We start from the raw sequence: 25,646 nt of genomic DNA on the forward strand, positions 1-25,646 counted from the left end.
GAGGCATGCCAATAGCGAGGGCTTTTAAAATCAATAGGTTATCTAGATTCGAGTCATTTTGACTGCTTAATGTGTTTGTCAAAATGACTCAATGAGAGGTCATAATGACCACGGCTCCGTTGTTGTCTGCACTGATTCCCTTGGTCGCCGACCTGTCCCGAGAGCTGCCGGAGCAAGAGCGCTATCGCAAATTATTGCTGGCACTTCGGGAGTTGCTGCCCTGCGATGCCGTTGCCTTGCTCAGGCTGGATGGCGATCAACTGATACCACTAGCCGTACAGGGGCTCAGCCCTGATACGTTAGGGCGACGCTTTCGCATCAGTGAGCACCCGCGGCTCAAGGCGCTGATCGAACATCGAGGGCCGACCCGCTTTGCAGCAGACTGCGACTTGCCCGATCCCTATGACGGTCTGGTTGAGGGCCATGAAGCCCTTGAAGTCCATGACTGCCTGGGCTGCCCGTTGTATGTGCAGGATCAGGTCTGGGGCTTGCTGACACTCGATGCCCTGGACGAAGCGCGCTTAGGCACTGTGGATCTGGACATGCTGCAAGCCTTTGCCAGTCTGGCTTCGGCCACCGTAACAGCAGCCGAGCGGATCAATGCTTTGACGCGACGCGTGGCCGATGAAAGCCAGTTGGCCGAACTCTACAAGCAGGCAGCAGGTCAGGTTCGAACCCGTGAGCTGATCGGGCAGAGTGCTGCACACAAGCAGCTCCTGCAGCAGATCGCTCTCGTAGGGGATAGCGACCTGACCGTATTGGTGACGGGAGAGACCGGTGTTGGCAAGGAGCTGGTGGCCGAAGCCATTCACGCGCAGTCTGCCCGTGCACGCCGGCCCTTGAACAGCATCAATTGTGCGGCGCTGCCGGAAACCCTGGTCGAAAGCGAGTTGTTCGGGCATGTGCGTGGCGCCTTTTCCGGAGCGATCAGTGAGCGCAGCGGCAAGTTCGATCTGGCCAATGGCGGGACGCTGTTTCTGGATGAGGTGGGTGAAATGCCTTTGGCGGCTCAAGCCAAATTGCTCCGGGTTCTACAGAGTGGTCAGCTACAGCGGGTAGGCTCGGATCGTGAGCATCATGTCGATGTTCGGGTCATTGCGGCCACCAACCGCGATCTGGCCGAAGAGGTAAAAGCTGGCCGTTTCAGGGCAGATCTCTACCATCGTTTGAGTGTGTACCCGCTGAAGGTGCCCGCCTTGCGCGAGCGTGGACGTGATGTACTGCTGCTGGCCGGCTACTTTCTTGAGGAGAACAGGGCGCGATTAGGATTGCGTAGCCTGCGCCTGAATTCTGAGGCTCAGAAGTCATTATTGACCTATGACTGGCCTGGGAATGTGCGCGAGCTGGAGCACCTGATCAGTCGCGCCGCACTCAAGGCGCTGTCGAGCCACGGCGAGCGGCCCCGTATCCTGAGTATCGACAGCCGCTCGCTGGATCTGCCCACTGCAGCACCCATTGCAGACATAACGCCTGCTGTTGAAAGGCCCGACCTGCCTGTTAGTCTTCCCTTGCGCGAAGCGGTAGATACCTATCAGAAGCAATTGATTGAAGCATCGCTCGAGCGGCATCACCATCGGTGGGCGGATGTGGCCCGTGAACTGGCCGTTGACCGTGCCAACCTGAGCCGCCTGGCCAAGCGATTGGGGATCAAGTGATGTAGCTAACCTGATCCAGATCAGGTTTTGGGTTCAAGCGCCGCTGCACCATGGGTATCCGAAGAGGTCCAATAGTGCATCGAGCAGGAGAAAGGATATGACGCAGCGACTCGAATATCTCAGCCGCGAGCAGATAAAAGCTATCGCGGCATTGGCAACCTGTACCCAACTTACCCATGACGGGTTTGGTACCGGGCTGGGGGGAGGCCTGGGATTGGGAGGCGAATCCGCTACAGGCTCACTGATTGGTGAAACACTGGCCGAACAGCGCTTGCGGGAGGCGATATCCGGCCTGACCCACGAACAACTGGTTGAACTGTTGGCGCTGGTCTATGCCGGTCAGGACTGGAGTACCGCGCGGGCGCTGGAAGAATATGCAGCATCCAAGCAGTCGCTACAGGACCTGTCCTCGGAGTTTCTTATCGACAAATGCATCGAGCACAGTCCCTATCTGCATGAGCATCTTGAGCGAGCTTTGGACGTGATCGCCTGATGCTGCGGAGCCCTCCGGTGGGGCTCCTTGAGTGGGCAGGGCAGCAATCAGGTGGATGGCACCGTAGAGGGCAGGTGGACTTCTACCACGACATGGTTATCGATGTTCTTGAATTCAGCATGGCCGCCAAAGCTTTCACATAACGCCTTGACGATGGGAAGGCCCAGGCCCCAACCGCGATCATCGCTGCGGGTGGAAATGAAATAAGGCGTTGCCAGGTTGACCAATACCTCGTCAGGCATCCGGCCCTGGTTGCGAACGCATAGGACAATGCGCTCGGCAGACATCGTCTGGCTGACGTCGATTCGCGTATCAGCTGTTCCATGCTTGGCAGCATTAATGATCAGATTGTCGATGATACGCAGCAGGGCGTGCTTATCCCAATAGACCTGCTGTTCAGGTGACTCAAGGGTAAGCGTGATCTCGTTCTGTACCTGAATCCGCAGGTTACTGATCGCTTCGCCAAGCAGCGTGCCAAGGCTCAGCTTTTCACCGTGCAGCTTGACCCCTCCGCCCAGGCTGGTATGGGAAATATCCAACACGTTGGTGATCATCTGATTCATGCGCTGCAGGTTTTCCTCGAGCAGCTTCAGCATGTCATCGGTGCGTCGGGCAGGCGTGCGACGCATGAGGCTGGCTACCATGGTCGCGGCGGTCAGCGGGGAGCGAAGGTCATGGTTCAGCGAACGCATGAAGCGCTCCAGCATGATCTTTTCGGCCTCCAGGTTTTCACTGCGGGCAATGGCGACGTTGCGCTGGTTTTCGATGCTCGCCAGGCGAGTGCTCGATTTGAGCAGGGACGAAATGGTAGCCAGGACTTCGTCCCGGTTGATCGGGTGGGTCAGATAGGCTTGGGCGCCCTGGTTGAGCCCCATAGCCTTGTCCTTGCCGCTGACGAACGTGGCCGAAATATTAATAATGGCCGGCATCTTGTTCTGATCCAGCTTCTTTTCAATGGCCTGAATCAGTTCGAAGCCGCTCATGTCCGGCAGGTTGATATCAATGATCACCAGGCTGGTCTGATCGTTGATCAGCTCGAGGCCAGCACTGCCGCTTCCGGCCTCGAGAATATCGAAGTCAGGCTGGGACAGCAGAATCTTCCGCAGCACATAACGGTTCGCATCCGTATCATCAATGATGACGATGCGCTTACGGTCACTCATTTCTCAAGCTCCTGGACAAACTCTGTACCTGACAGAGCAACTGCTCAAGATACCCAGGTTGGGATTTTTGCAGAATGGCATGGCAATAGGGTCTGAGACGGGCCAGCTCTTCATCATTAAGAGCCTTGGCCGTGTTGACCAAGACGCGACGGTGCATGGACCAGTCCATGCTCTCCAGCAGCTCTTCACCGCTGATATCCGGCAGATCGAGGTCAAGGAAGATGATATCTGGTCGCACGGCATTGAGCTTGTCCATGCTGGCCTTGGCGCTATCAGCCTCGATCATGATCGGGGCGTAGCTTTCCAGGGCGCGGGTAACGATATAGCGATCGGCTTCGCTGTCGTCAATCAGCAGAATCGTCATGCCGGCGAGGGCGTTCTGCTCGAGCGTGGAGGCGTTTTCCTCCAGCGCTATCGGGATGCGCAGGTAAAACTTGCTGCCCACGCCTTCCTGGCTGGTCAGATCAATTTCGCCTTTGAGCAGGGTGGCCACCTTCTGCGCCAGGGACAAGCCCAGCCCCGTCCCTTCAATGTTCTTCCGGCCCGGTGATTTGATCCGGTAGAACTCGTCGAAGACCTTTTTCTGGTTTTCTTCGGAAATGCCAATTCCGGTGTCGGCCACCATGAATTCAATCTGCTGGTCGTCCGGACGAAAACAGCGAATCGTCACGCTACCCTTGGGCGTGTACTTGAAAGCATTGGAAATCAGGTTGCGCAGGATCTGGAACAGACGCTCCCGGTCCGTATTCAGAATGACGTCTTCCGGCAGGCGGTCGAGCCGGTAGCTGACATTCTCGTAGCGGAACGAAAGCGCGGCGGCAAAGGCTTCGATTCGCTCCAGAAGTTCATTCAGGCTGAACGGTTCAGCCATGACTTTCATTCGACCGGACTGCACTTCAGCCAGATCCAGTAGCTCATTGACCAAGGTTGAGAGTTCGGCAGCAGCATCACTGATGAATTTGACCTGACGGTACTGTTCTCCATTCAGTGGTCCGTCCTGACCGGAGATCAGGAGCTTCGAGATGTTTTCGATAATGTTGATCGGCGTCCGGAACTCATGGGTCATGTTGGAGAAGAAGCGACTCTTAGCTTCGCTGGCATCCTGCAGCTCCTGAGCGGTCTTTTCCAGCTCGGAGTACAGGGCCACAACCCCCTTGTTGGTTTCCTCCAGTTCCTTGTTGGTGTCCTCCAGTTCCTGCTGCTTGGCGCGCAGTTCCGAGGTGGTCACCAGCAGGTCTTCGCTCTGGAGCTGCATTTCCTTGTAAGGGTCCAGCGCACTCTTGTCGGTGAGCTGATGCAGCAGCCGACTCAGCTCCGCCTCGCTGGGAAAGGGCTTGGGTACGGACAGGTATTTGGCGGCGCGGATGCGGGTACCGCTCGAAGAGGTGTCAATCTGGAAATCGTCCATCAGGCGCTGGGCGCCCCGCAGACCTACACCCATACCGGTCTGAGAGACGTAGCTGCCATTAAGGATATCGTCCAGATTCTGGATGCCTGCACCGTTGTCCTGCGCTTCAAAGCGCAGGCCGTTCAGGCGTCCTTCACTAGAACTCATCATGTAAAAGCTGAATCGACCCTGCCTGGCGTACTGGTAGATATTGCGTGCCAACTCAGAAACCGTGGTGGCAACGCGAATCTGGTCGAGCCTGGGTAGCCCAATCCAATCGGCAAGCTGCTTGGCACGTTGGCGACACCAGACGATGTCCTGTTCGCTTTCGATACGCAGGCTAGAAATCAGGCGGTCATTAGACATGACGTACTACCAGCGCCGTGGCGTCATCCGTTGAGCGCTTGAAATCACGATGAATCAGGGCAGCGATAATGGCGGGATGCTTGCCTAGCAGGCCGGTATACCCTGCAAGGTTGACCCGGGAATTGATACCATCCGAATTCATGACCAGCACGGTAGATTCATCCCAGGGATAGGAAAAGGATTGTACGCGGCCTATCTTGTAGCCAACAGTACCGTTGGCCGAGACCATGCTTCGCGGCCGATCTGCCATCAGGGTGCCGGCAATGTTGCCAACACCACAGAAATTGACGGTGCCTTGTTCCGGTAGAATTTCAGCAAAGGCCAGGGCTGCACCACGTGTACTTGTCAGGGCACGGTGCATGCGCTCCATCAGCTCGGTCAGGGGAAGGCCGGTGGGGTGGTTGAGAAATATATCCCGAGCCTTGGCACTGGCTTCTCTGGCCTGTGTGCCATGCCCAAGCCCGTCACACACCATAATCCGGTTGTTCAGCACGGCCCAGCTGTCGCCACAAACTTCCTCCCGCGGATGCGGGGTGCACAACACACCGTCTTCAAACCGCTTGCCTGGAGGCGAGGGCACCAGTTGCGTTCGGGAAAATACAATAGTGCCCTTGCCCGGCTGCGAGTAGATATCGAAGCGATCAGACATACGCCGGATCGCCCCCAGTCCGGCCCCCATCGTACCCTTGGTGGAATAGTTGTCGCTCAGGCACTGCGCCACGTTGACCATGCCTGGACCGCTATCGACCGCGATCAGGTCCAGCTCATGGTTATTATGGCTCAGGTACAACTCGCCTTCGCCGGCATGGTTGACCAGATTGCGTGCCAGCTCCTGGACAACAAGGGTCAGCTTGCCCAGCACTTCTTCGTCATCGGTCAGTTCGCGGGCATGGCGGATGACCGCCCGGCGCGCAGCATCCACGTGGGCGACATCGGAAACCGAGAATGTCTGGCTGCAATACAATGGGGTCAACGCCACTTCCACAACTCCACACGTGTACCCTGGCCGGGTGCACTTTCGATTGCGAATTCATCCACCAGCCGCTTGGCACCGCTCAGGCCCAGGCCCAGACCATTACCTGAGGTATAGCCGTCCACCATGGCCTTGCTGATGTCATCGATTCCCTTACCCTGGTCGGTGATGACCAGGTGAACGGCGCTGCGGCCGTTACGCATCGTATCCTCGATCACGCATTCGCCACCGCCGCCGTAGATCAGAGCATTACGGGCAATCTCGCTTGCGGCCGTAACGATCTTGGTCTGTGAGACAAGCCCCAGCTTGGCTGTCTCGGCAGATTGGCGTACACGCTGCCGGATGAGGACGATGTCAGTCTCCTGCTTCAGCGGAAGTATGTCTTTCTTCGCCACGCTCTAGCTCCAGGAGTTCATCATCCGCGACCATCTGTTCCAGACGGGCCATCCCTTTTTCTACATTCAGTGCCGTGGCAATGCCGTCGAGTGACAGGCCTAATTCGACGAGCGTGATTGCGACGGCAGGTTGCATGCCCACGACGATGACCTTGGCGTCAAGGATGCGAGAGACATTGGCAATGTGGGACAGCATGCGGCCAATGAACGAATCGACGATCTCCAGGGAAGAGATATCGATCAGCACGCCCTTGGCTCGGTGCTTGACGATTTGATTGGTCAAATCTTCCTGCAGGTCCAGGGCTAGTTGGTCGTGCATGTCGACCTGGATGGACAAGAGCAGGTATTTGCCCATTTTGAGAATAGGGATCTTGTCTACCATGGCGGCTCCTTAGCGTGCCGTAGCAGAAACGAGACGAACGTTGAGCTCTTTCAGAGCCATCTGGAATGCATCGGCCAGCGAGGCTTTGGTCACGACGTCACCGAGCTCTACGCCCAGATGGACGATGGTGGCGGCGATTTGCGGACGAATACCGCTGATGATGCACTTGGCGCCCATCAGCTTGGCGGCGGTCACTGTCTTGAGCAAATGCTGGGCGACCATGGTGTCCACAGTAGGCACGCCGGTAATATCGATAATGGCAAGGTCGGACTCGGTCTGAACGATCTTTTCCAGCAGGGCTTCCATCACGATCTGGGTACGGTTGCTGTCGAGCGAGCCGATCAGGGGGATGGCCAGGATGCCTTTCCAAAGTTCAACGACAGGAGTCGAGAGCTCCAGCATGCTTTCCTGCTGCTCGCGGATAATCGCCTCCCGGCTTTCCATGTGGCTTTCAACACAATACAGGCCGAGCTTGTCCAGTAATTTGCTGGCAATCCATACCACTTCTACGGGATTGGCGCACTGCGCCTGAATCCGTGCAAAAAGAGGCTCTTTCAGCGAGAAGACAAAAGTTGCCGTTTCAGACGGTGAGAATCCCTGTCGGCTCTGGCTGCGAGACAGACGATCCAGCATGGCTTTGACCGGGGTCCATTGGTCATGATGAAGATCATCCAGACCTTCGGCAGCCGCAACGGTCAATAGCTTGAGCATTTCTCTGGAGTTGCTCTTGACCGTTTCTTCATCAATCAGATCGGTACGAATACCTGCTGAGCGTTGCGCAGTGATCCATTCCTCTAACAACTCGCGTTCATGCTGTTGTAAAAGCTCGGCAATAACAGATGCAGGCATTGCTTATCCTCGTAAGAAGAGCGAGGTCGCCAGACGCGTACCTCATGGACATCAGATTCAACCTGAGTGTCCATCATGCAGTATTTTGCGGGCTGGCATGATGGAATCGTGGCGTCGGGTCATTGATGCTGAATAATCAGCCTTTTAATGTGGCCTTCGACCCGCGATTCAAGGGATGGTGCACACACGGAATCAAAGAATTTCAGTGGCAGACAAGCGGAGGGTAGCGCGTGCAGGGCATGAAGCGGTATGGCGTTTCATGCCCTGCCAGGGAGGGTTACTGCGAGCTCAGTGCCTGCTGACCCGCGCCCTGCAGATCCTTGCGGCGGAACAGAACCAGCGTAGCCGTCAGGCCAAGTACGGCCGCCAACGTCAGCCAGATGCCCGGTGCGGCACGGTTATCCAGCGTATGGATCAGCCAGGTACAGATGACCGGGGTGAAGCCGCCAAAGGTCGCCGTGGCCAGACTGTAGGCCAACGAAAAGCCTGTAGTCCGTACGTCAGCCGGCATGACCTCAGCCAGGGCCACGACCATCGCGCCGTTATAGCTGCCATACAGGAAGGACAGCCATAGCTCGACCAGCAGCAAACGGGTGAACGAGGGTTCGTTCGTTAACCAGATCAGCGCAGGGTAGGCGGTAAAGATAGCCAGAACCGTTGCTGCGATCAGCAAGGGGCGACGTCCGATCCGGTCCGATAGCGAACCCATCACAGGTAACCAGATGAAGTTCGAAACTCCTACGCACATGGTGACCAGCAAACTGTCGATGTCGCTCAGGTGCAGTTCGGTCTTGCCAAAGGTCGGGGTATAGGCGGTGATCAGGTAGAAGGATGCTGTGGTCATCGAGACCATGGCCATCCCGGCGATGATCAGACCGAAGTTGCTGCCAATGGAGCGGATTACTTCGCCCAGAGTCGGACGGTGGTGGCGCGCCTGGAACTCGGGCGACTCCTCCAGCGAACGGCGAATGATGAACAGCACGGGTACGATCAGGCAGCCAATCAGGAAGGGAATACGCCAGCCCCAGTCACCCATGTCTTCTGGAGACAGCAGACGATTGAGCATGACGCCCAGCAGGCCGGCAAAGACCACTGCTACCTGCTGGCTGGCTGACTGCCAGCTGACAAAGAAGCCGCGGCGGCCGGGCGTTGCAATCTCGGCCAGATAAACGGATACACCACCCAGTTCGACACCCGCCGAGAAACCCTGCAAAAGACGGCCCAGCAAGACGAGGATGGGCGCAAGCACGCCCAGCGTGGCATAGCCGGGCACCAGTGCAATCAGCAAGGTTCCGGTGGCCATCAGGGCCAATGTGATGACTAATCCCTTGCGACGGCCATGACGGTCGATATAAGCCCCTAGAAAGATGGCGCCTAGAGGACGCATCAGAAAGCCCGCTCCGAAGGTTGCCAGGGACAGCATGAGCGAGGCGAGGGGGTTGTCGCCGGGGAAGAAGGTTTTGGCAATGGCGGTGGCATAGAAGCCATACACCATGAAATCGTACATTTCCAGGAAGTTGCCGCTGACAACCCGGAAGATGGCTTTGCCTTTGGAGTTGTTCGCCATGGGTACACACTCGATGTTGGAATAATCGGCCCTGACGTATCTGGTTACAAATATCAGGCTCTTTTGAGTCACGCACTTGTAACCATATGTGTAATTGCTATCTTACGGCAAGGCTTGTCAGCATGCGCATTTCCAGTTATGGGTGTCTGGCATCACTATTTTGGAAAAGCAAGAGGGGCAGGCTCTGGCTCGAGACGCCAGACAGACGTGGGTCCGTCTTTCAGCAAGCCTTGGCGCTTACAAAATCGCTTGGCCGACAGCTGGTTTGTGCCCCATCAGTTTCGCTTTTGCAAAATGTGACCGTTTGGGCGTAGTAAGGAGGATTCAACCCGTTCATTCAGCGGGTTCGGCTTTAACTGTCCCGTTTATCTCTGTTAAGACAGCACATCTCGGCCGGCACCGGTGTGCCTATAAGGTTAGTTTGCTACGCAATTTAATGGCACACTGAGCGGGCAGCGCGTCGTCTGCACCGGGCTTTTGGCTGAATTGCCGAGCCGTGGAAAGCGATGCGTACCATAAAGACAAACGACAAATGAATTGAATCTCGACTGCCAATGAGATCTTGCACCTCTCGATTTTTACGGTGCACCCTTTTTAAGGAGAGCCACCCCTGATGAAGACCTTCAGACTGAGCACGCTAACCCTCTCGTTAATGGCTTGCAGCAGTACAATGGCCTTCGCCGGTCAAGCGGATTCCAATGGATTTATTGAAGACAGCCATCTTCAGCTCCTGAATCGCAGCATGTACTTCAATCGCCAGGTCAAAGGCGATGGCCACCACGAAAACGCGCATAACCAGCGTGATCCTCGCGATTGGTCCTATGGTCTTCTCGCCAATTATGAATCGGGGTTCACCCAGGGAACGGTAGGTTTCGGGGTAGATGCCTTCGGGTATCTTGCGCTTAAACTCGACGGCGGTAATGGCCATGCTGGCAGTGGCAATGTCCAGGTCAACTCGAGTGGCGAAACCCAGGATGAATATTCAAAGGCTGGCGGCGCGGTAAAGCTACGAATTTCCAACACTATTCTGAAGTATGGCGAAATGCAGCCGACGGCCCCGGTGTTCGCGGCAGGTGGCAGCCGACTATTGCCCCAGACTGCACGTGGTCTGAACATTATTAGCAAGGAAATCGATGGTCTGACTCTGGACCTGGGGCATTTCACGGCGGGTACCGAACCAACCTCTACCAGCACTGATGGCGGATTGTGGGCGACCTATGCTGGCGTCGAGACCCGCAAGGTCGACTACCTGGGTGGCGCCTATCAGGTTAATGACAACCTCAGTGTCTCGCTGTATGGCTCGGAATTCCAGGACCTCTGGCGTCAATACTACGGTAACGTCAACTATGCGCTGCCCCTGCAGGATGATCAGTCGCTAACCTTCGACTTCAACATCTACCGTACCAATGATGAAGGGCGCGCCGAGGCGGGCTCCATCAGTAACACGGCCTGGTCTCTGGCAGCGGCCTATAACCTAGGCGCGCATACCTTTACGCTGGCGCACCAGCGCATTCACGGCGATACGCCCTTTGATTACGTAGGCTTCGGCAACAATGGCGCAGGCGGCGGCGGTGATTCGATCTTCCTGGCCAACTCGATCCAGTGGTCTGACTTCAACGCACCGAATGAAAAGTCCTGGCAGGCGCGTTACGACCTGGACATGACGTCCTATGGCGTGCCAGGTCTGAGCTTCATGGCCCGCTACATCTATGGCTATGACATCGACGGTACTCATGCGGACGCTGGCGGTGCCTACGTATCCCGAGACGAGGCGGGTGCGGTAACAGGTTATGCCTACGATCATAATGACAAAGAGCGTGAAACCAACCTGGAGGCCAAGTATGTCGTTCAGGAGGGGCCGGCAAAGGATCTGTCCCTGCGCGTTCGTCAGGCATGGCACCGTGGCGCTGCCTCGACGGGCGGGTCGGTCAACGAGTTCCGCTTGATCGCGGATTACCCACTCGATATCTTCTGAATACGAAAGCCCGGCGCTGTCGGGCTTCTGATTGGCTCACACCAACGGTTTGGGTTCTCGCTCAAGCAGGGCAGGGCTGTCGTTACGAACACTGCCGACAGCCTTGTTCACCGGATACCATTCGAACTGATCGACAGAAATCGCGCCGTCCTGGGCGATTTCCTCGGCGCGCTCGGGTGAAAGGTCCGGCTCTATCCATTCCCGGGCCGCTTCAGGCGTCAATACCAGCGGCCGTCGGTCATGAATGTCGATCATGCCTTCATCGGCAGCCGCCGTGATGATGACGAAGCCATCATCTTCATGTTCGTGTTGGTCGGTCCGATGAAACTGTCCAATGGCGGCAAAGAACATCGGCTCGTCTGACTTCAGCTTGATGAAGTAAGGCTGCTTGCGTTTGGGGTCATCGGCATCCTTTTTCCATTCATACCAGCCATCAGCTGCTACCAGTGATTTTCCATGCTTCCACAGGCTGCGAAACATTTTACTGGTGGCCGCTGTTTCTACACGGGCATTGATGACAGGAGGCCGCTTGGGCTTGTGTGACTCTGGATCACGTGCCCAAAAGGGTGCGTATCCCCACGGCACTGGATCGAAGCGGATGCCTTCGGTCTCTTCATGCAGCAATTGCACCCGGGTGCCAGGTGCCACGTTGTAACGGCCAATGGGCATGGGGTCGAGTCCGCCTGCAAAGTCGACCGATGTCTTAAGTGCCTCGATATAGTCTATGGCGGTCCGGTATTGCGCAAATCGTCCACACATGAAGGGGTGCCTGGCTGCTAGTACTGTCCAGTCGACAACACCGCCTGGCATAAGAGTTCATTTTTAAGAAAGGCGCAGCAGGGCGGCGTGAGTGCATCTTGATACAGGAGGCGCTAGAAGGCCCTTGGCTAGTAATAGTCAAAGTCCCTAAAGGGGCCTAGAATTTCAAGCATATTCACCTTTGAATAAGGTCGCAGCAGTATGTCGATCCGCGCCAAGCTTATTACGCTGGTAGTAGCCATCTTGGCTCCGACACTGTTGGCTTCTACATTCGCCATCTACTACGTCTATCAGGATCAGCGAAGCAAGGTGGAAGAGAGCATGCGGGCCACAACCCGGGCGCTTTCGCTGGCCGTTGACCGTGATCTGCTCAGGCGTGATGCCATTATCTCGACTCTGGCCATTTCGCCTTCCCTTGAGCGCAACGACCTTGAGGCCTTCTACAAGCATGCGCGACGGATTACCCAGACCTGGGAAAACTCCATCATCCTGTTCAACCTGAACGGCCAACAGCTGATCAATACCCGTAGACCTTTTGGTGCAGACCTTCCCCATAGCATTAACGCTGAAATCAATGCCACCGACTTCAACAAGCCATTACTGGTGAGCGGACTGTATGTCGCGCCTGTGGGGAAAGAGTACAGCTTTGCGGTCCGGCGGCCTGTTTTTCGTGATGGGCAGGTCACCTACTTTATTGCAATGGGCTCGTTTGCCTCGCAGATGGATACGGTGCTTAAAGAGCAGCAGCTGCCCCAGACTTGGCTGGGCGTCATCATGGATTCCAAGGCGCAAGTCGTAACCAGAAGTAGCCGTCCGCAGGACTTTGTAGGAAGACAGGCTTCAGGCCCTTTGATGGATCGACTGATGGTCGATAGTGAAGGGTTTCTCGATTCGGTCTCGCTGGAAGGCATGCCCATGCGCTCCTTCTTCAGCAAGGCACCCTTGTCGGGGTGGTCAGTGGTTATTGGCCTCCCACGCGCAGAAATTCAGCGTACGGCTATTCATGCCTCGATTGCTGTCATCGTAGGATCACTGGTTCTGTTGGGGTGCGCCATTCTTCTAGCCTTCTGGATGGGGCGCAGAATCGCGCAGCCGCTTCGTCTGCTGGATCAAACGGCCCAGGCGCTGGGCCGAGGCGAGGCGATCAAGCCCATTGCAACAGGCATGGTTGAAACGGACCGCACTGCCAACGTACTGGCAAAGGCCAGCGAGGAAATACAGAGCGCCAACGCCAAGATGAACCAGCGGGTGGATGAGGCGGTTGCTCAGGCCGAGCGCTCGCAGAAGGCGTTGCTGCAAGGGCAGAAACTGGAATCTCTGGGGCGCCTCACCGGCGGTATTGCTCACGACTTCAATAACCTGCTGCAAACGCTAACCATGGGGTTGGCGCTGGCTGAGAAGTCAGCCACGACACCCCGCGCCCAAAAAGCGATCGAAGCCTGTAGCCGGTCTGTCGAGCGGGGCACCAAGTTGACTCGCCAGCTCATGGCGTTCAGTCGCAGCCGGGTTGATGAGGCTCGTACAGTGGACCTGCGTACGGTCCTGATGGGTATGGGCGATCTGCTGGATGGCGCCTTGCCCAGCCGTATAAGGCTCACGCTGGAAATACCGGACCAGTCCTGGTCGGTATTCCTCGATCCGCTTCAATGCGAACTGGCCGTCTTGAACATGGTATTCAACTCCCGCGATGCCATGCCTGATGGCGGCGAAATCACCGTCTCGCTGGTGCGTAAGGTAATCCAGACCGGTGAAGTAGAGGGGTTGGCAGGGGGAGAATACATGGCGTTGTGCGTGAAGGATAATGGCCATGGCATGAGTGAAGATGTGCAGGCCAGGGCCATGGAGCCGTTCTTCACGACCAAGGAGGTGGGGCAAGGTACTGGGCTTGGGCTTGCCCAGGTCTATGGGTTTGCCAGGCAAGCGCGGGGGACAGTGCTGATCGAAAGCGCTGTAGGCGTAGGCACGACCCTTACAATCATGCTGCCCCTGGGAGAAGCCGTATTGATCGAGCACCAGGAGGCCGCTTCCGACAGCGTATTACCTGCTGCGTCTGCCCGGGTGTTGCTGGTGGATGATGACGAGCAGGTGAGGGAGGTGGTCGGACCGATGCTGGAGGAATTAGGGTTTGAGGTAACCACAGCCGCCAATGCCGACGAGGCCTTGCAGCGGTACGAAACGATGCTGTCCGGCTCGCCCAGCGTACGACCCAACATCATCTTTTCCGACATCATTATGCCTGGCCGTCTGGACGGCGTCGGACTGGCGTTGGCGCTACGCGAGCGCGATCCAGGTCTGCCGATTGTATTGGCCACCGGTTATACCGAGCACGCGGTAAAGGATTATGGCTTCAAGGTCCTTTCCAAACCCTACGATTTGAAGACCCTGGCGCAAACCCTGAGAGATGAACTCGACCGCTCTGCTGCCTGAATAGGCATTAAGCATTACCCGTCCAGGACAGCTGTTGGGTATCGCTGGGCTGTACCCAACCTGCTGAGCGGAGTAACGGAGAGGGCAATTAGGATGGGTTGAGCAACACGATACCCAGCTGGAGTGCAAGAACCGCATCAGTAAGGTATCCAGCAGAGCGGTTGGAGATTGCATCACGGCATCCAACCGACTCGCTTATGACTACCTGACCACAGGATGCCAGCCATCAATCAGGCTGGCATCTCATACGTCAACCCATTCGGGCCTGTATCAGCAGGGCGTAGCCCAGCGCCATCAGCGTCCAGGCTAACAACGGGCCAAAGGCCCACTTCCAGACTTTCGCCCGAGGGTCGAACCCTACGCCGTGCACAAAGCCGCCCGCCACGCCCCACATCACCAGCATAAGCATGCTATGGCTGTAGTGGCCTTCGGCATTCAGAAACGCAGTGGGATAGATGAGCAGCAACAGGCACAGTGGCGAGGCGAGGAGCAGGGAGAGTACCCTGAACCCTCCTCGCAGCAGCACCGGGCGGGCGTGGGTGATCACGGCTGGATCTCCTCGTCGAGATTTTCAGTCGCTTCGAGCCACAATGCATTCATGATGCCGAAGCCGCACGCCAGAGCGATACCGAGAACCCAGGTGAAATACCACATGATGATGACTCCTGAAGATATTTAGGGCCTGTCCGACCGATCCCTGGGACTGTTCTGAGCCTCCTCAGGGTCGGTCGAACGACTAGACGAATGAATCAATAAAGGCCGTGGGGGTTGTCGTTGATATGCGCGGTAGTCACCTTGCCCCACATCTTCACATAACCCCACAGGGTATAGGTCAGGATGATCGGGACGAAGATGCAGGCTGCTACCAGCATGATCCCTAGGGTCTTGTGACTGGAAACGGCGTCCCACATGGTCAGGCTCGCCGCGGGATCAAAGCTCGACGGCATGATGAAGGGGAACAGTGCAAAGCCTGCGGTGCACAACGTACCCACAATGGCTAGGCTGGAGCCGAGGAAGGCTACCCAACTGCGGCCGGAAGTCGAGGAGAGCAGGGCCATCAGCCCACCCACGATACCGATGACCGGGGCCAGCTTGGTCGTCGGATATTGGACGTAGTTGGCCATCCAGCCGACGTTGGTCTGCGCGACTTCCTTGGCTAGCGGATTCAGCGCGGCGTTGGCGTCAAAGCTGGACAGCAGAGCGAAACCGTTGATGCCACCCATCCACAGCCAGACACCCGCCCCAATAAAGGTAGCAAGGAACGCCAGCGCCAGAATCTGCGAGGCGCGGCGGGCGCGTTGGCTGATAGCACCTTCGGTGCGCATCATCAGCCAGGTACCGCCATGCAGGGCCAGCATGGTAAAGCTGACGATACCGGCCAGCAGGCCGAAGGGGTTCAGCAGTTGCCAGAAGCTACCGTGATAAGAGGCACGCAACGTGTTATCCAGTTCAAGCGGTACGCCTTGCAGAAGGTTGCCAAAGGCCACACCAAACACGACCGAGGGCACGACTGCACCGGCGAACAGCCCCCAATCCCAGGCCTGACGCCATTGGGTATTTTCCAGCTTGCTGCGGTAGTCGAATCCCACCGGGCGTACAAAAAGTGCAAACAGCACTACCAGCATGGCCCAATAGAAACCTGAAAACGCGGCGGCATAAACCATCGGCCAGGCGGCGAACATCGCACCGCCTGCTGTGATCAGCCACACCTGGTTGCCGTCCCAGTGGGGCGCAATGGTGTTGATTACCACGCGCCGCTCGTTGTCGGTACGGCCAACGATGGGCATCAGAATCGCCGCACCCAGATCGAAGCCATCGGTCAGGGCAAAGCCAATGAGCAATACCCCCACCAGTACCCACCAGATCAGTTTAAGACTCTCGTAATCAAACATAAGGGTGTTCTCAGGCAATGATGGTTGGAGTCGCAGCCGCTTCCGGCGCCTGCGGCAGTTCGGTCTTTGCGCCTTTCTCAAAGTGGTAGCGACCGGTGTGCAGGCTGGACGGACCGAGGCGAGCGAAGCGGATCATCAGGTACATTTCGATCACCAGCAGGCCGCTGTAGAAGACGATCAAGGCGATCAGCGAGCCCCAGACATCACCTGTAGAGACGCTGGAAGCCGACAGGTGAGTAGGGAGCAGTTCGCCAATGGACCAGGGCTGACGACCGTTCTCGGCGACAAACCAGCCCGTCTGGCCGGCAATCCAGGGCAGCGGCAGGCTGAACAGGGCAAACTTGAGCAGCCAGGTCTTGGTGGCCTCGTTGCGGCGTGCCACGGCGTAGAAGGCACAGGCGAACAGGATCAGCATCAGGAAACCCGAGGCGACCATGATGCGGAAGCTCCAGAAGATGCCAGATACGTGCGGGATGGTGCTCTTGGCCGCTTCCTTGATCTGGGCATCGGTAGCCGATACCACATCAGGGGTGTATTTCTTCAGCAGCAGGCCATAGCCCAGGTCTTTTTTCACATCGTTGAAGGCAGCGATGTTTTCAGGGGTCTTCTCACCGCCACGCAGTTTTTCCAGCAGACTATAGGCCACCATCCCGTTACGGATGCGGTCTTCGTGCTGGTCGATCAGCTCATGAATACCGGTTACCTGCTTGTCCAGCGAGCGGGTGGCGATAATGCCCATGACATAGGGAATCTTCACCGCATAGTCGGTGCGCATGGTTTCCTGATTCGGGAAGCCGAACAGTGTAAAGGAGGCCGGAGCTTCTTCGGTATGCCATTCGGCTTCGATGGCGGCCAGCTTGGCTTTCTGCACGTCACCCACTTCGTAGCCGGACTCGTCACCTAGCACGATCACAGACAGCACCGAGGCCAGGCCGAAGGCAGAGGCGATTGCAAAGGAGCGGCGCGCAAAGCCTACGTCACGCTTCTTCAGCAGGTGGTAACTGGAGATGGCCAGCACGAATACCGAGCCGGTCACATAGCCTGCCGCCACGGTATGCACGAACTTGACCTGCGCGACCGGGTTCAGCAGCAGGGCGCCAAAGTCGGTCAGCTCCATGCGCATGGTCTCGAAATTGAACTCGGCGCCCACCGGGTTCTGCATCCAGCCGTTGGCGATCAGAATCCATAAGGCCGAGAGGTTGGAGCCCAGGGCTACCAGCCAGGTTACCGCCAGGTGCTGTTTCCTGGATAACCGCTCCCAGCCAAAGAAGAACAGGCCGATAAAGGTCGATTCGAGGAAGAATGCCATAAGGCCTTCGATCGCCAGCGGTGCGCCGAAGATATCGCCCACATAGTGGGAGTAGTACGCCCAGTTGGTGCCGAACTGAAATTCCATCGTCAGGCCGGTAGTGACCCCCAAGGCGAAATTGATCCCGAAGAGCTTGCCCCAGAACTTGGTCATATCCTTGTAGACCTGCTGGCCGGTCATGACGTAAACCGTTTCCATGATGGCCAGCAGGAAGGCCATGCCCAGCGTTAGGGGAATGAAGATAAAGTGATACATCGCCGTCATGGCAAACTGCAGACGCGACAGGTCGACGACTTGTTCCGAGATCATCTCGGTGTCTCCTCAATTTTAAGCGAAGCGGGAGTGGCACCCAAAAGGCGTTGGCTCATTTCCACGGTGCCGTCCTTGGGAACGGTGGGCGCGTCGAACCAGAGGGCCTTGATGCCCATGAGCAGGGTCAGCTTGATCAGGAGAATCACGGCGATCTCCTTGGCCAAGCGGTGTTTAAGAAAGCTGAAGGGCGAGTTCATAGTCGATACTCCGTGGAGTATCGGCATTAGAGACGATGGCAGGGTGCTATCTATTGATCTGGCGCAATGAAATCAGAGTAGAAGCATCCCTCAAGGGATGGCAGTTTGCCGCAGGGGTCAGGTGTAGCGGATGAAAACCTCGCGAACCTTGGCCAGCGCCTCGGCACTGTCCTGATCGGGATCGCTCATGGCCTCTTCAATCAATGCTGTCAGCATCAGGCGATACGCTTTTTCCAACGCACTGCGTGAGGCAGAAAACTGCTGGGCCACCGACTCGAAGCGCTCTCCGCGTCGGATCATGGCCTGAAGGCCCCGAATCTGGCCTTCGATACGGGCCAGCCGCTTAAGCATCACCTGCTGCGCTGTGGGGTGTTCGAGTAGATCATCATTTGCGGAAAGATTCGATTTCATGAAGCGCTCAGTAAACATAACGAGGCCACGCTCTTTGAAAGGCGTTATGCCATAGGGCGAGGCGGAAAAACGTAATCAAGATCATGGCTACTGCTTAAAGACACGTCTTATCCATTAATAAAGAAGGCGCCAAATCGGCTGATAAGCAGCAGGGCTTCCGAATTGCATCCAGATGGAAGGGCGCAGACTACTAGCCCAGGCCCATGAGAGCTGACGCTACAGTGGCTGGAGCCTCGCAAGGGTATGTCCGGTGTAGCCTAGCAGGTGATGCCGGTAGCCCTTGCTTAAGCAGCGGATTAATTCGCTCTCGATTGACTTGAGTCAATCGAGGTGACGGGCTGTGCTCTTCATGAAGCGGTGAGGCGTGTTTACTGCGGTTTACGGGGTATCCGTACCAAGGTGGCCTGAATGACATCAATCGGGTCGCGGCACATGAGCACAGCGGTTTACTCAAGGCAGAAGAGACTCGCTGCGCTGCATGCTTTGCAACACATGGCCACTAACCTTTCCGTGTTTATCCTTCTGTCGGATCAGGCCGCTGGTAGACCTCTGAGTGCTGTCGATTTGATATTGAAGGCAACAGTTCATGAGCGGTACTGATTGATTCTGTTAGTAAATTTTATTTATAAATCAAGAAATTAACGTGTTTTCTTAATGGGGATTCAATTTAACGCTAAGGTTCTCAGCGAGACGGCCGTTACAGTAAAGACGATTACAGATTATTGGCGTCAAGGTGTATGCTCCGCACGCATGCTTGATATCGAATGGCCATCGCTCCGCGTGATGAAGCAGCTGTTGGCTGTGCAAGGTGCAGACAGGATCGTGCAGGTCAGGCTGCCAGGGTAGGCCAGTAACCATTCATTATCCGATTTGTTTCATCGCGTGGCGGTGAACGTAGTTATCAGGATTTTCTTGTGCGGAACCGCTTCTCTCAAAGCCCGATTCATTTTGCGCCGCCCTTGTTTCTGGCAATGGTGGCGTGGCTGCTTAGCCTGTATTGGCCGGGCACGGCTTTCATGGCATCGCTGTTCAGTGTACTCCCAACGCTTCTGGTGTTGTTGGGAGGAGCCTTTTGTGTGGTCTATCAGCGGCAGAGCCAACTGTTTTCCCTGGTCACGCTTTACATTGCACATTTTTCATTGTCGCTTCAGGTCAGCCATTATCAGCAGACCCATACGCTCAACCCTGAAACGCCCTTGGTCTTTCACCTTGCCACCGTCATGACTCCACTGCTGATTGGCATCTATTGCGTCTGGCAGGTCAAGGCGCATCTGCTGCAGGACAGCATTGCCCGGCTGACGCTACTGATTGTGGCAACAGTCGTCCCACTGGCACTGGGCCGTGTCTATCCCGAGGCGATGCTGCACGCGGTCGATACCATCTATTGGCCCATGCTGCACGGCGACTGGATGAAGCTGGCGCAGCTGGCCTACTTCACTTTCATCGTGGGGTTGGGGCTTGTCATCACGCGATATGTTCTCTTGCCAAGGCCGCAGACGGCGGCGCCTATTTTGGCTATTGGCTGTCTGATGTGGATGTGGTCCAAGGTCTTTATCGAGCCCCAGATTCTGGATGTAATGATCAGCTTTGTTCAGCTCATCATCATCGGCTCGGTCATTCATGAAACCTTCTACATGGCCTTCCGAGACGAGTTGACCGGTATTCCGGGGCGCCGTGCGCTCAATGAGCGCTTGAGTCGCCTGGGCAACCAGTACGTCATTGCCATGGCGGACGTGGATCACTTCAAGAAATTCAACGACACCCACGGCCATGACGTCGGCGATCAGGTACTCAAGCTGGTCGCTAGCAAGATGCGCAAGGTCGGCGGTGGCGGCAGTGCGTATCGGTATGGCGGCGAGGAGTTTACGCTGCTTTTTCCAGGCAAGACGCTGGAAGAATGCCTGCCGCATCTGGAAGCTGTGCGGCGTAGCATCGAAGAGTACCCTTTGCGTATCAGGGACAAGCAGAGCCGCCCCCAGGATGACGAGCGGGGCAGGGAGCAACGTGGCTCCGGTGAGGCCAAGACTGTCTTTATCACAGTCAGCATGGGCGTCGCAGAGCGGGGCGTGGCAGCGCGCACCCCTGAAGAGGTCATCAAATGTGCGGATCAGGCACTATATAAAGCCAAGGGCGCTGGCCGTAACAATGTCATGCCTTATGGGCAGAGCGCCCAGCCTGCTTCACGGGTCAGGCGGGCCTGACCTTGGTGCCGTGCAGGAAGAGCTGCACGGCATGGTCGACAAGCCGGTCCAGCTCCTCTGAGGTAGGTGAGGGGGCCGCACCCAGGGCGGCGCGGCGCTGCGGGCCTGGAATCACCATGCCGAACAGCATGATCGACGCCTCCCTGGCATCCGGTACGTGCAGGCGTCCCGCCTGGCATTGCTGTTCGATCCATTCTGCCAAGAGCTCGACCGCCTTGTAGGCGCCACGATCTTCGTAAAGACGAGCCATCTCGGGAAAGGCTTTCGCCTCTGCCAGAACCAGTCGAAACAGGCCCACCGGAATCTCACCAAGCGATACATCAGCAATTGCTCGCACATACCGCCGCAGCCCTTCGGCCAGATCATCACCCGGCGTGCCGATGTAGGCTATCGCCTGGCCCATATAGGCATCAATGACCGCCTCGAACAGCTCGCTCTTGGAGCGGACCACAGCATAGACCGTCCGCTTGGACATACCCGCCTGCTCGGCAATGGTGTCCATGCTGGCGCGATATCCCTGTTCCAGCCACACCTGCAAGGCCGCTTCGATAAGGCGATCCAGATGCCGGCGGGCTGGTTCGGTCATAGGTCCACGTTCCGTCATCAGCTAGTCCTTAAAAATTAACACACATAACTGGAAACTAATCAGTTTCCATTCCAATCTTTAAGCATGCTGGAGATTGGCTTCAGGCAGCCAGCCTAAATCGTTTCGCGATATGGCCGCTTGAAACTGCCTGATCAACCCGACCGGTTTCCCGCATGGAAATGACGATCCAGTCCGTACGTCATCGCCCGAACGGCTTCAAGGCTACTACTTGAACAGGTCAGATCCTAAGGACACGCATAATGACAACAAAAGTTGGACTCAGCGGTTTTTCTCTCTCAGTACTCAGTGCGGCGCTGCTGACGGCAGGTCATTCCTGGGCTGCCGAGGCGTCAAGCCGACACGACTCACCGGACCGCCGTGCAGAGGCAGTTGTGAGCGCCATGACGCTGGACGAAAAAATTGCGCTCGTGCATACCCCGTTCGGCTATCCGATTGGCGATAGCCCCAAGCCGGAAGGTGCCATCGGTTCTGCGGCCTATGCTCCGGGCGTGCCACGTCTGGGTATTCCCGCCCTGCAGGAAAGTGATGCCAGCCTCGGTGTGACCAATCCCTACGACATCCGCCCTGGAGACAACGCGACTGCGTTGCCGTCCAGCATGATGTTGGCCGCCACTTTCAGTCCCAAATTGGCCCGTAAGGGCGGTGAGATGGTAGGCACCGAGGCCCATGCCAAGGGAATCAACGTGATGCTGGCCGGTGGGGTGAACCTGACCCGCGAGCCACGTAATGGTCGCAATTTCGAATACCTGGGTGAAGACCCGCTGTTGGCAGGCCAGATGGCTGGCAATTCCATTGCCGGTATTCAGAGCAGGCATGTGGTCTCGACGATCAAGCACTATGCCCTGAATGCTCAGGAAACCGGACGCGTGATGGTCAGTTCGGACATCAACAAGGGTGCGGCTCGTGAGTCCGACCTGCTGGCCTTTGAGCTCGCTATCGAAAAAGGCCGTCCCGGTTCAGTGATGACAGGGTACAACCGCATCAATGGCGAGTACGCCTCGCAAAACACCTATTTGATCAATCAGGTTCTAAAAGGTGACTGGAAATACAAAGGTTGGGTGATGTCCGATTGGGGCGCGACACATTCGACCGAAAAGGCTGCTCTAGCCGGGTTGGATCAGCAATCCGGGGAAAACCTCGATCCTGAAGTCTTCTTTGGTGAGCCGTTGAAGCAGGCTGTGCAAGAGGGACGTGTCCCCCAGGAGCGCCTGGATGACATGGTCAAGCGCATCTTGCGTAGTCTGTTTGCCGTAGGCGCCATCGAACATCCAGCCAAAGCAGCCAGCATCGATTACGACGCCCACGCCCAGGTCGCCAAGGCAGTAGCCGAGCAGGGAATCGTGCTGCTGAAAAACGCTAACAACCAGTTGCCGCTGTCCAGCAAGGCCAAGCGTATCGTAGTGATCGGTAGCCATGCAGATGTCGGAGTTTTGTCTGGTGGCGGTTCCAGCCAAGTGACTCCGCTGGGCAGCGTAAAAGTGCCCTCGCCATACCCGGACAATGCCTTTATCGCCAATATGGTTTATCACTCATCCTCGCCACTCAAGGCTATTCAGGCGGAGGCACCCAGCGCGCAAGTAATATTCGATAGCGGGGAGGACCCTCAACAGGCGGCCAAACTGGCCCAGGGTGCCGATGCCGTCATCGTCTTTGCGCAGCAATGGACCGCCGAGTCCGTGGATGTGAAGGATTTGAGCCTACCTGACAATCAGGACGCGCTCATCGAAGCGGTTGCCAAGGCCAATCCCAAGACTACTGTCGTACTGGAAACGGGAGGTCCGGTCAAAATGCCGTGGCTGGGCAAGGTGCCTGCGGTGGTCGAGGCCTGGTACTCAGGTTCCAAGGGCGGCGAGGCTATTGCCAGCGTGCTGTTCGGCCGTGTGAATCCTTCCGGCCGCCTGCCGATTACCTTCCCGCAGGATGAGACCCAACTGCCGCGCCCCACTATGCGTGACCCGGCGACCACAACGTCTAATCCAGGGGAAGAACGCAAGGGGCTGTTCTCTGAGAACTACAATATCGAAGGCGCCGATGTGGGCTACAAGTGGTACGAGCGTGAAGGCAAGAAGCCGCTGTTCCCGTTCGGCTATGGCTTGTCTTATACGACTTTCAGCTACAGCAACCTGAGTGCCGAGCTGCGTGGCTCCAAGCTCGTACTCGGCATGGATGTTACCAACCGCGGCCAGCTCAAGGGCATCGATACGCCGCAGTTCTATATCGGCAATGCGTCCAGTCAAAATGGCTTTACCAGCCGTCTGGTGGGTTGGGACCGGGTCGAGCTCAAGCCTGGCAAGACTAAACGTGTCACCGTAACGGTCGATCCTCGTCTTGTGGCGCGCTTTGATGAGAAGGTTAATGCCTGGCATATTCGGAGCGGTAACTACCGCGTCAGCGCAGGCGCCAACGCCCTGGAGCGCCCACTCAAGGCACAGGTGCGCCTTACCGAGAAATACCTCGCGCCGTAACCGTGAAAAGCCGCAGCTACCGCTGCGGCTTTTCGCTTCCGCGGTATCTGCTTGTCCTATGTTGGGCACCCTCGGGCCATCCCTGGGTCATACCTGTATCGATAAGCCACAGTAAGTCAGTGCAGCCATGCGACCGATCACGATAAACCTCGAGGCGCTCAAATCAGTCCTCACCAGTGAGGCCCGACACGACCACGTACTCGATCTGGAAACCGGCAAGCTCCTGAATCTGACCGAGGATGACTTTGAAGCCGAAGAACTGCACGCCATCGAAACCCAGAAAGACCGCTACGTGCCCATCGAACCACTGGGCATCGCCGAGCGCGTAGCCATGCGCGAAGCCTTTTTGTTCGATCTTCATGACCCCCATGCACATCCGGTGCTCTCCCGCGCCTTGACCGACCGCAAGCCGCTGCGCACCTTTGACTATGAACTCAAGAACTTCCCCAAGGCCCAGAAAGCCTGGGAAGCCTATGAGGCTACTCAGGTCAGCCAATATGCCCTTATCTGGCTGCACGACCATGATCTGGAGCCCGTTTCAGAAGACTACGCTTCCCAGCCTGATGTTAAAGAAGGCGTGCCCGAAGGCATTCTGCGCCGCATGAACAAGAGCAACGTTCAAGAGTAGAGCGCTACCTGACAGCAGCAGGTGCCTGAGTAGATGACTCAGGCGCCTGCCTGGATACCGCTGATCTCCTCTACTGGCCCGCCCGTTCTGCACAAATAAATTTGATGAAGCTATCTAGCCAACCGAACTGTCATATGGGATAGATAGGATGGACAAAACATAACAAGAAAGTCATCTGTACAACGGGGGATGGAGACCATGCGTGGTTTAGTAGTAGTAAGTCTGATCACGTTACTGACAACCGGCTGCGTCATGAGCGGGCGCAACATCGACGAAAAGCAGGTAGGGCAGATCGTTGAGGGCCAGACGACCCGCTCGCAGCTCATCGCCATGTTTGGCGAGCCGCAATCCAAAATCCGCAAGTCGGGCTATGAAATGCTGTATTGGTCCTATTTCAATTCGGGCTTCCTGGCCGCCTCGGAGCAATCCAAGGGCTTGCGCGTCCTGATCGATGAAGACGGCACGGTCAAGAAATACCAGGCAATCAACTCGAACACCAAGTCCGCACTGGCACAGAGCGATATCTAAGCGCATTCATACCATTTTCCTGTGCGTTGCTCAGTGGCAGCGCACGGGCAAACTCATGTCTTCTGCCTACAATCCTTACAGCAGATATGTATTTTTTGAGGGATGACATGCGGAAGGTAACGGCGCTAACGCTGCTGCTTGGGGTGGGATGGCTGGTGCTGGTCGCCATTACGCTTCGCGGCACTGTCGAGATGGGTTTAGTGACGGGCCTTTACACCTTTGTAAGCGACTTTGCTCATCCGTGGCGAGCGCAGTTCCACTCAGACCTGAGCCTGAACGTTTTTCTGATTGCCCTCTGGCTCCTCTATCGAGCCCGCTCCTGGCAGGTTGGTCTGCTATGGGGCTTGCTGGCACTCATGGCGGGCGGCTTGTTTACGCTGCCTTACGTAGTGATAGCAATGATGCGGGCGAAGGGGGATTGGCGAGTGCTGCTACTAGGAAGGCAAGCCAGGATGTCAGCCCCGCTTGAATCATGAGGAAGCGAATTGGAGCGGGCGAAGGGAATCGAACCCTCGTCATGAGCTTGGGAAGCTCAGGTAATGCCATTATACGACGCCCGCTTCGGGAGGCGTCCTTTGTACCAGAAGCCGAGCCTTGGGTGAAGCCTCTTGATAAGGTTTTTGTGCGAGGGAGTCTAGGGCGGGTTTTGCGGTCTAACCCTGTGCCACGTAGAGTGGCGTGAGAGGGGTAGTGTTGTGCTGCTCC

Annotated in this window: 24 protein-coding genes and 1 tRNA gene; 9 read left to right on the forward strand and 16 right to left on the reverse strand. The window is 56.7% G+C overall.

The features are described 5' to 3' along the window. The first annotated feature begins 104 nt into the window (after window positions 1-104). The gene (gene norR, locus B3729_RS03065; protein WP_286787021.1) at window positions 105-1,655 is read left to right on the forward strand and encodes a nitric oxide reductase transcriptional regulator NorR; all 1,551 of its coding nucleotides are present in this window, start codon (window positions 105-107) and stop codon (window positions 1,653-1,655) included. A 97-nt stretch (window positions 1,656-1,752) separates the two neighbouring features. Further along, window positions 1,753-2,148, forward strand: a complete 396-nt coding sequence (locus tag B3729_RS03070) for a DUF3775 domain-containing protein (RefSeq protein ID WP_286787022.1) — start codon at window positions 1,753-1,755, stop codon at window positions 2,146-2,148. A 47-nt stretch (window positions 2,149-2,195) separates the two neighbouring features. Here the strand turns inward: B3729_RS03070 and B3729_RS03075 are convergent, their stop codons facing one another. The 7 genes from B3729_RS03075 to B3729_RS03105 all read right to left on the reverse strand — a co-directional run bounded on the left by B3729_RS03075 (window position 2,196) and on the right by B3729_RS03105 (window position 9,230). Then, window positions 2,196-3,311 carry a hybrid sensor histidine kinase/response regulator gene (locus B3729_RS03075; protein ID WP_286787023.1) on the reverse strand — a complete coding sequence of 372 codons (1,116 nt, stop codon included), beginning with the start codon at window positions 3,309-3,311 and terminating at the stop codon, window positions 2,196-2,198. After that, a complete protein-coding gene (locus tag B3729_RS03080; RefSeq protein WP_286787024.1) occupies window positions 3,304-5,064 on the reverse strand; it encodes an ATP-binding protein in 1,761 nt (586 codons plus the stop codon). The genes B3729_RS03075 and B3729_RS03080 overlap by 8 nt, the downstream gene beginning before the upstream one ends. Next, the gene (locus tag B3729_RS03085; protein WP_239382895.1) at window positions 5,057-6,043 is read right to left on the reverse strand and encodes an ATP-binding protein; all 987 of its coding nucleotides are present in this window, start codon (window positions 6,041-6,043) and stop codon (window positions 5,057-5,059) included. The genes B3729_RS03080 and B3729_RS03085 overlap by 8 nt, the downstream gene beginning before the upstream one ends. Continuing rightward, window positions 6,034-6,432 (reverse strand): anti-sigma regulatory factor, encoded by a 399-nt coding sequence (locus B3729_RS03090; protein WP_010797537.1) that lies wholly within the window; start codon window positions 6,430-6,432, stop codon window positions 6,034-6,036. The genes B3729_RS03085 and B3729_RS03090 overlap by 10 nt, the downstream gene beginning before the upstream one ends. Next, window positions 6,392-6,814: an STAS domain-containing protein gene (locus B3729_RS03095; protein WP_010797538.1), complete on the reverse strand. Its 423-nt coding sequence runs from the start codon at window positions 6,812-6,814 to the stop codon at window positions 6,392-6,394. Before B3729_RS03095 ends, B3729_RS03090 begins: the two co-directional genes overlap by 41 nt. Before the next feature lie 9 nt (window positions 6,815-6,823). After that, complete coding sequence (locus tag B3729_RS03100) at window positions 6,824-7,663, reverse strand: STAS domain-containing protein (RefSeq protein WP_010797539.1); 840 nt, start codon at window positions 7,661-7,663, stop codon at window positions 6,824-6,826. A 277-nt stretch (window positions 7,664-7,940) separates the two neighbouring features. Then, window positions 7,941-9,230: an MFS transporter gene (locus B3729_RS03105; protein WP_010797540.1), complete on the reverse strand. Its 1,290-nt coding sequence runs from the start codon at window positions 9,228-9,230 to the stop codon at window positions 7,941-7,943. 613 nt (window positions 9,231-9,843) lie between these two features. Between B3729_RS03105 and B3729_RS03110 the strand changes: the two genes are divergently transcribed. Then, window positions 9,844-11,205, forward strand: a complete 1,362-nt coding sequence (locus B3729_RS03110) for an OprD family porin (RefSeq protein ID WP_010797541.1) — start codon at window positions 9,844-9,846, stop codon at window positions 11,203-11,205. A gap of 36 nt (window positions 11,206-11,241) precedes the next feature. Here B3729_RS03110 and B3729_RS03115 read toward each other — a convergent pair whose 3' ends face one another. Continuing rightward, window positions 11,242-11,964, reverse strand: coding sequence for an SOS response-associated peptidase family protein (locus B3729_RS03115; RefSeq protein ID WP_122044823.1), 723 nt, complete (start codon window positions 11,962-11,964; stop codon window positions 11,242-11,244). Between the two features lie 201 nt (window positions 11,965-12,165). Between B3729_RS03115 and B3729_RS03120 the strand changes: the two genes are divergently transcribed. Further along, on the forward strand, window positions 12,166-14,391 hold the full coding sequence (locus tag B3729_RS03120; protein WP_286787025.1) for a hybrid sensor histidine kinase/response regulator: 2,226 nt from the start codon (window positions 12,166-12,168) through the stop codon (window positions 14,389-14,391). A 250-nt stretch (window positions 14,392-14,641) separates the two neighbouring features. Here the strand turns inward: B3729_RS03120 and B3729_RS03125 are convergent, their stop codons facing one another. The 6 genes from B3729_RS03125 to B3729_RS03150 all read right to left on the reverse strand — a co-directional run bounded on the left by B3729_RS03125 (window position 14,642) and on the right by B3729_RS03150 (window position 18,512). After that, window positions 14,642-14,938 (reverse strand): cyd operon YbgE family protein, encoded by a 297-nt coding sequence (locus B3729_RS03125; RefSeq protein ID WP_010797544.1) that lies wholly within the window; start codon window positions 14,936-14,938, stop codon window positions 14,642-14,644. Then, window positions 14,935-15,045 (reverse strand): cytochrome bd-I oxidase subunit CydX, encoded by a 111-nt coding sequence (cydX, locus tag B3729_RS03130; RefSeq protein WP_010797545.1) that lies wholly within the window; start codon window positions 15,043-15,045, stop codon window positions 14,935-14,937. The genes B3729_RS03125 and cydX overlap by 4 nt, the downstream gene beginning before the upstream one ends. A 95-nt stretch (window positions 15,046-15,140) precedes the next feature. Beyond that, window positions 15,141-16,283, reverse strand: coding sequence for a cytochrome d ubiquinol oxidase subunit II (cydB, locus tag B3729_RS03135; protein WP_286787026.1), 1,143 nt, complete (start codon window positions 16,281-16,283; stop codon window positions 15,141-15,143). A 10-nt stretch (window positions 16,284-16,293) separates the two neighbouring features. After that, window positions 16,294-17,901 carry a cytochrome ubiquinol oxidase subunit I gene (locus B3729_RS03140; protein ID WP_286787027.1) on the reverse strand — a complete coding sequence of 536 codons (1,608 nt, stop codon included), beginning with the start codon at window positions 17,899-17,901 and terminating at the stop codon, window positions 16,294-16,296. Then, on the reverse strand, window positions 17,898-18,101 hold the full coding sequence (gene cydP, locus B3729_RS03145; protein WP_010797548.1) for a cytochrome oxidase putative small subunit CydP: 204 nt from the start codon (window positions 18,099-18,101) through the stop codon (window positions 17,898-17,900). Before cydP ends, B3729_RS03140 begins: the two co-directional genes overlap by 4 nt. A 117-nt stretch (window positions 18,102-18,218) precedes the next feature. Further along, window positions 18,219-18,512: a metal-sensing transcriptional repressor gene (locus tag B3729_RS03150; protein WP_033352800.1), complete on the reverse strand. Its 294-nt coding sequence runs from the start codon at window positions 18,510-18,512 to the stop codon at window positions 18,219-18,221. 971 nt (window positions 18,513-19,483) lie between these two features. Here B3729_RS03150 and B3729_RS03155 point away from each other — a divergent pair. Beyond that, entirely contained in the window at window positions 19,484-20,713 is a 1,230-nt protein-coding gene (locus B3729_RS03155; RefSeq protein ID WP_414704019.1) for a GGDEF domain-containing protein, read from the forward strand. Here B3729_RS03155 and B3729_RS03160 read toward each other — a convergent pair. Then, complete coding sequence (locus tag B3729_RS03160) at window positions 20,700-21,299, reverse strand: TetR/AcrR family transcriptional regulator (RefSeq protein WP_286787029.1); 600 nt, start codon at window positions 21,297-21,299, stop codon at window positions 20,700-20,702. The genes B3729_RS03155 and B3729_RS03160 overlap by 14 nt on opposite strands. Window positions 21,300-21,559: 260 nt before the next feature. Between B3729_RS03160 and B3729_RS03165 the strand changes: the two genes are divergently transcribed. The 4 genes from B3729_RS03165 to B3729_RS03180 all read left to right on the forward strand — a co-directional run bounded on the left by B3729_RS03165 (window position 21,560) and on the right by B3729_RS03180 (window position 25,417). Next, on the forward strand, window positions 21,560-23,785 hold the full coding sequence (locus B3729_RS03165) for a beta-glucosidase family protein (RefSeq protein WP_286787030.1): 2,226 nt from the start codon (window positions 21,560-21,562) through the stop codon (window positions 23,783-23,785). 127 nt (window positions 23,786-23,912) lie between these two features. Then, the gene (locus B3729_RS03170) at window positions 23,913-24,413 is read left to right on the forward strand and encodes a UPF0158 family protein (RefSeq protein WP_074827676.1); all 501 of its coding nucleotides are present in this window, start codon (window positions 23,913-23,915) and stop codon (window positions 24,411-24,413) included. Window positions 24,414-24,611: 198 nt separating this feature from the next. Further along, on the forward strand, window positions 24,612-24,941 hold the full coding sequence (locus tag B3729_RS03175) for a hypothetical protein (protein ID WP_286787031.1): 330 nt from the start codon (window positions 24,612-24,614) through the stop codon (window positions 24,939-24,941). An 86-nt stretch (window positions 24,942-25,027) separates the two neighbouring features. Further along, window positions 25,028-25,417, forward strand: coding sequence for a DUF1475 family protein (locus B3729_RS03180; RefSeq protein WP_286787032.1), 390 nt, complete (start codon window positions 25,028-25,030; stop codon window positions 25,415-25,417). A 10-nt stretch (window positions 25,418-25,427) separates the two neighbouring features. Here B3729_RS03180 and B3729_RS03185 read toward each other — a convergent pair. Continuing rightward, window positions 25,428-25,501: transfer RNA gene (locus tag B3729_RS03185), tRNA-Gly, on the reverse strand. Between the last annotated feature and the right edge of the window lie 145 nt (window positions 25,502-25,646).

Origin of the sequence: Pseudomonas sp. UBA3149, from assembly GCF_002364655.1 — a bacterium.
Classification (GTDB): Bacteria; Pseudomonadota; Gammaproteobacteria; order Pseudomonadales; family Pseudomonadaceae; genus Chryseomonas; species Chryseomonas luteola.

Excerpts from the sequence above, each read along its gene's own strand:
- B3729_RS03165 (WP_286787030.1), top strand. The coding sequence starts at position 21,560 with ATGACAACAAAAGTTGGACTCAGCGGTTTTTCTCTCTCAGTACTCAGT.
- B3729_RS03075 (WP_286787023.1), bottom strand. The coding sequence starts at position 3,311 with ATGAGTGACCGTAAGCGCATCGTCATCATTGATGATACGGATGCGAAC.
- B3729_RS03175 (WP_286787031.1), top strand. The coding sequence starts at position 24,612 with ATGCGTGGTTTAGTAGTAGTAAGTCTGATCACGTTACTGACAACCGGC.
- B3729_RS03120 (WP_286787025.1), top strand. The coding sequence starts at position 12,166 with ATGTCGATCCGCGCCAAGCTTATTACGCTGGTAGTAGCCATCTTGGCT.
- cydX (WP_010797545.1), bottom strand. The coding sequence starts at position 15,045 with ATGTGGTATTTCACCTGGGTTCTCGGTATCGCTCTGGCGTGCGGCTTC.
- B3729_RS03155 (WP_414704019.1), top strand. The coding sequence starts at position 19,484 with ATGGTGGCGTGGCTGCTTAGCCTGTATTGGCCGGGCACGGCTTTCATG.
- norR (WP_286787021.1), top strand. The coding sequence starts at position 105 with ATGACCACGGCTCCGTTGTTGTCTGCACTGATTCCCTTGGTCGCCGAC.
- cydB (WP_286787026.1), bottom strand. The coding sequence starts at position 16,283 with ATGTTTGATTACGAGAGTCTTAAACTGATCTGGTGGGTACTGGTGGGG.
- B3729_RS03180 (WP_286787032.1), top strand. The coding sequence starts at position 25,028 with ATGTATTTTTTGAGGGATGACATGCGGAAGGTAACGGCGCTAACGCTG.
- B3729_RS03150 (WP_033352800.1), bottom strand. The coding sequence starts at position 18,512 with ATGAAATCGAATCTTTCCGCAAATGATGATCTACTCGAACACCCCACA.
- B3729_RS03100 (WP_010797539.1), bottom strand. The coding sequence starts at position 7,663 with ATGCCTGCATCTGTTATTGCCGAGCTTTTACAACAGCATGAACGCGAG.
- B3729_RS03170 (WP_074827676.1), top strand. The coding sequence starts at position 23,913 with ATGCGACCGATCACGATAAACCTCGAGGCGCTCAAATCAGTCCTCACC.
- B3729_RS03105 (WP_010797540.1), bottom strand. The coding sequence starts at position 9,230 with ATGGCGAACAACTCCAAAGGCAAAGCCATCTTCCGGGTTGTCAGCGGC.
- B3729_RS03140 (WP_286787027.1), bottom strand. The coding sequence starts at position 17,901 with ATGATCTCGGAACAAGTCGTCGACCTGTCGCGTCTGCAGTTTGCCATG.
- B3729_RS03110 (WP_010797541.1), top strand. The coding sequence starts at position 9,844 with ATGAAGACCTTCAGACTGAGCACGCTAACCCTCTCGTTAATGGCTTGC.
- B3729_RS03080 (WP_286787024.1), bottom strand. The coding sequence starts at position 5,064 with ATGTCTAATGACCGCCTGATTTCTAGCCTGCGTATCGAAAGCGAACAG.
- B3729_RS03095 (WP_010797538.1), bottom strand. The coding sequence starts at position 6,814 with ATGGTAGACAAGATCCCTATTCTCAAAATGGGCAAATACCTGCTCTTG.
- cydP (WP_010797548.1), bottom strand. The coding sequence starts at position 18,101 with ATGAACTCGCCCTTCAGCTTTCTTAAACACCGCTTGGCCAAGGAGATC.
- B3729_RS03070 (WP_286787022.1), top strand. The coding sequence starts at position 1,753 with ATGACGCAGCGACTCGAATATCTCAGCCGCGAGCAGATAAAAGCTATC.
- B3729_RS03115 (WP_122044823.1), bottom strand. The coding sequence starts at position 11,964 with ATGTGTGGACGATTTGCGCAATACCGGACCGCCATAGACTATATCGAG.
- B3729_RS03160 (WP_286787029.1), bottom strand. The coding sequence starts at position 21,299 with ATGACCGAACCAGCCCGCCGGCATCTGGATCGCCTTATCGAAGCGGCC.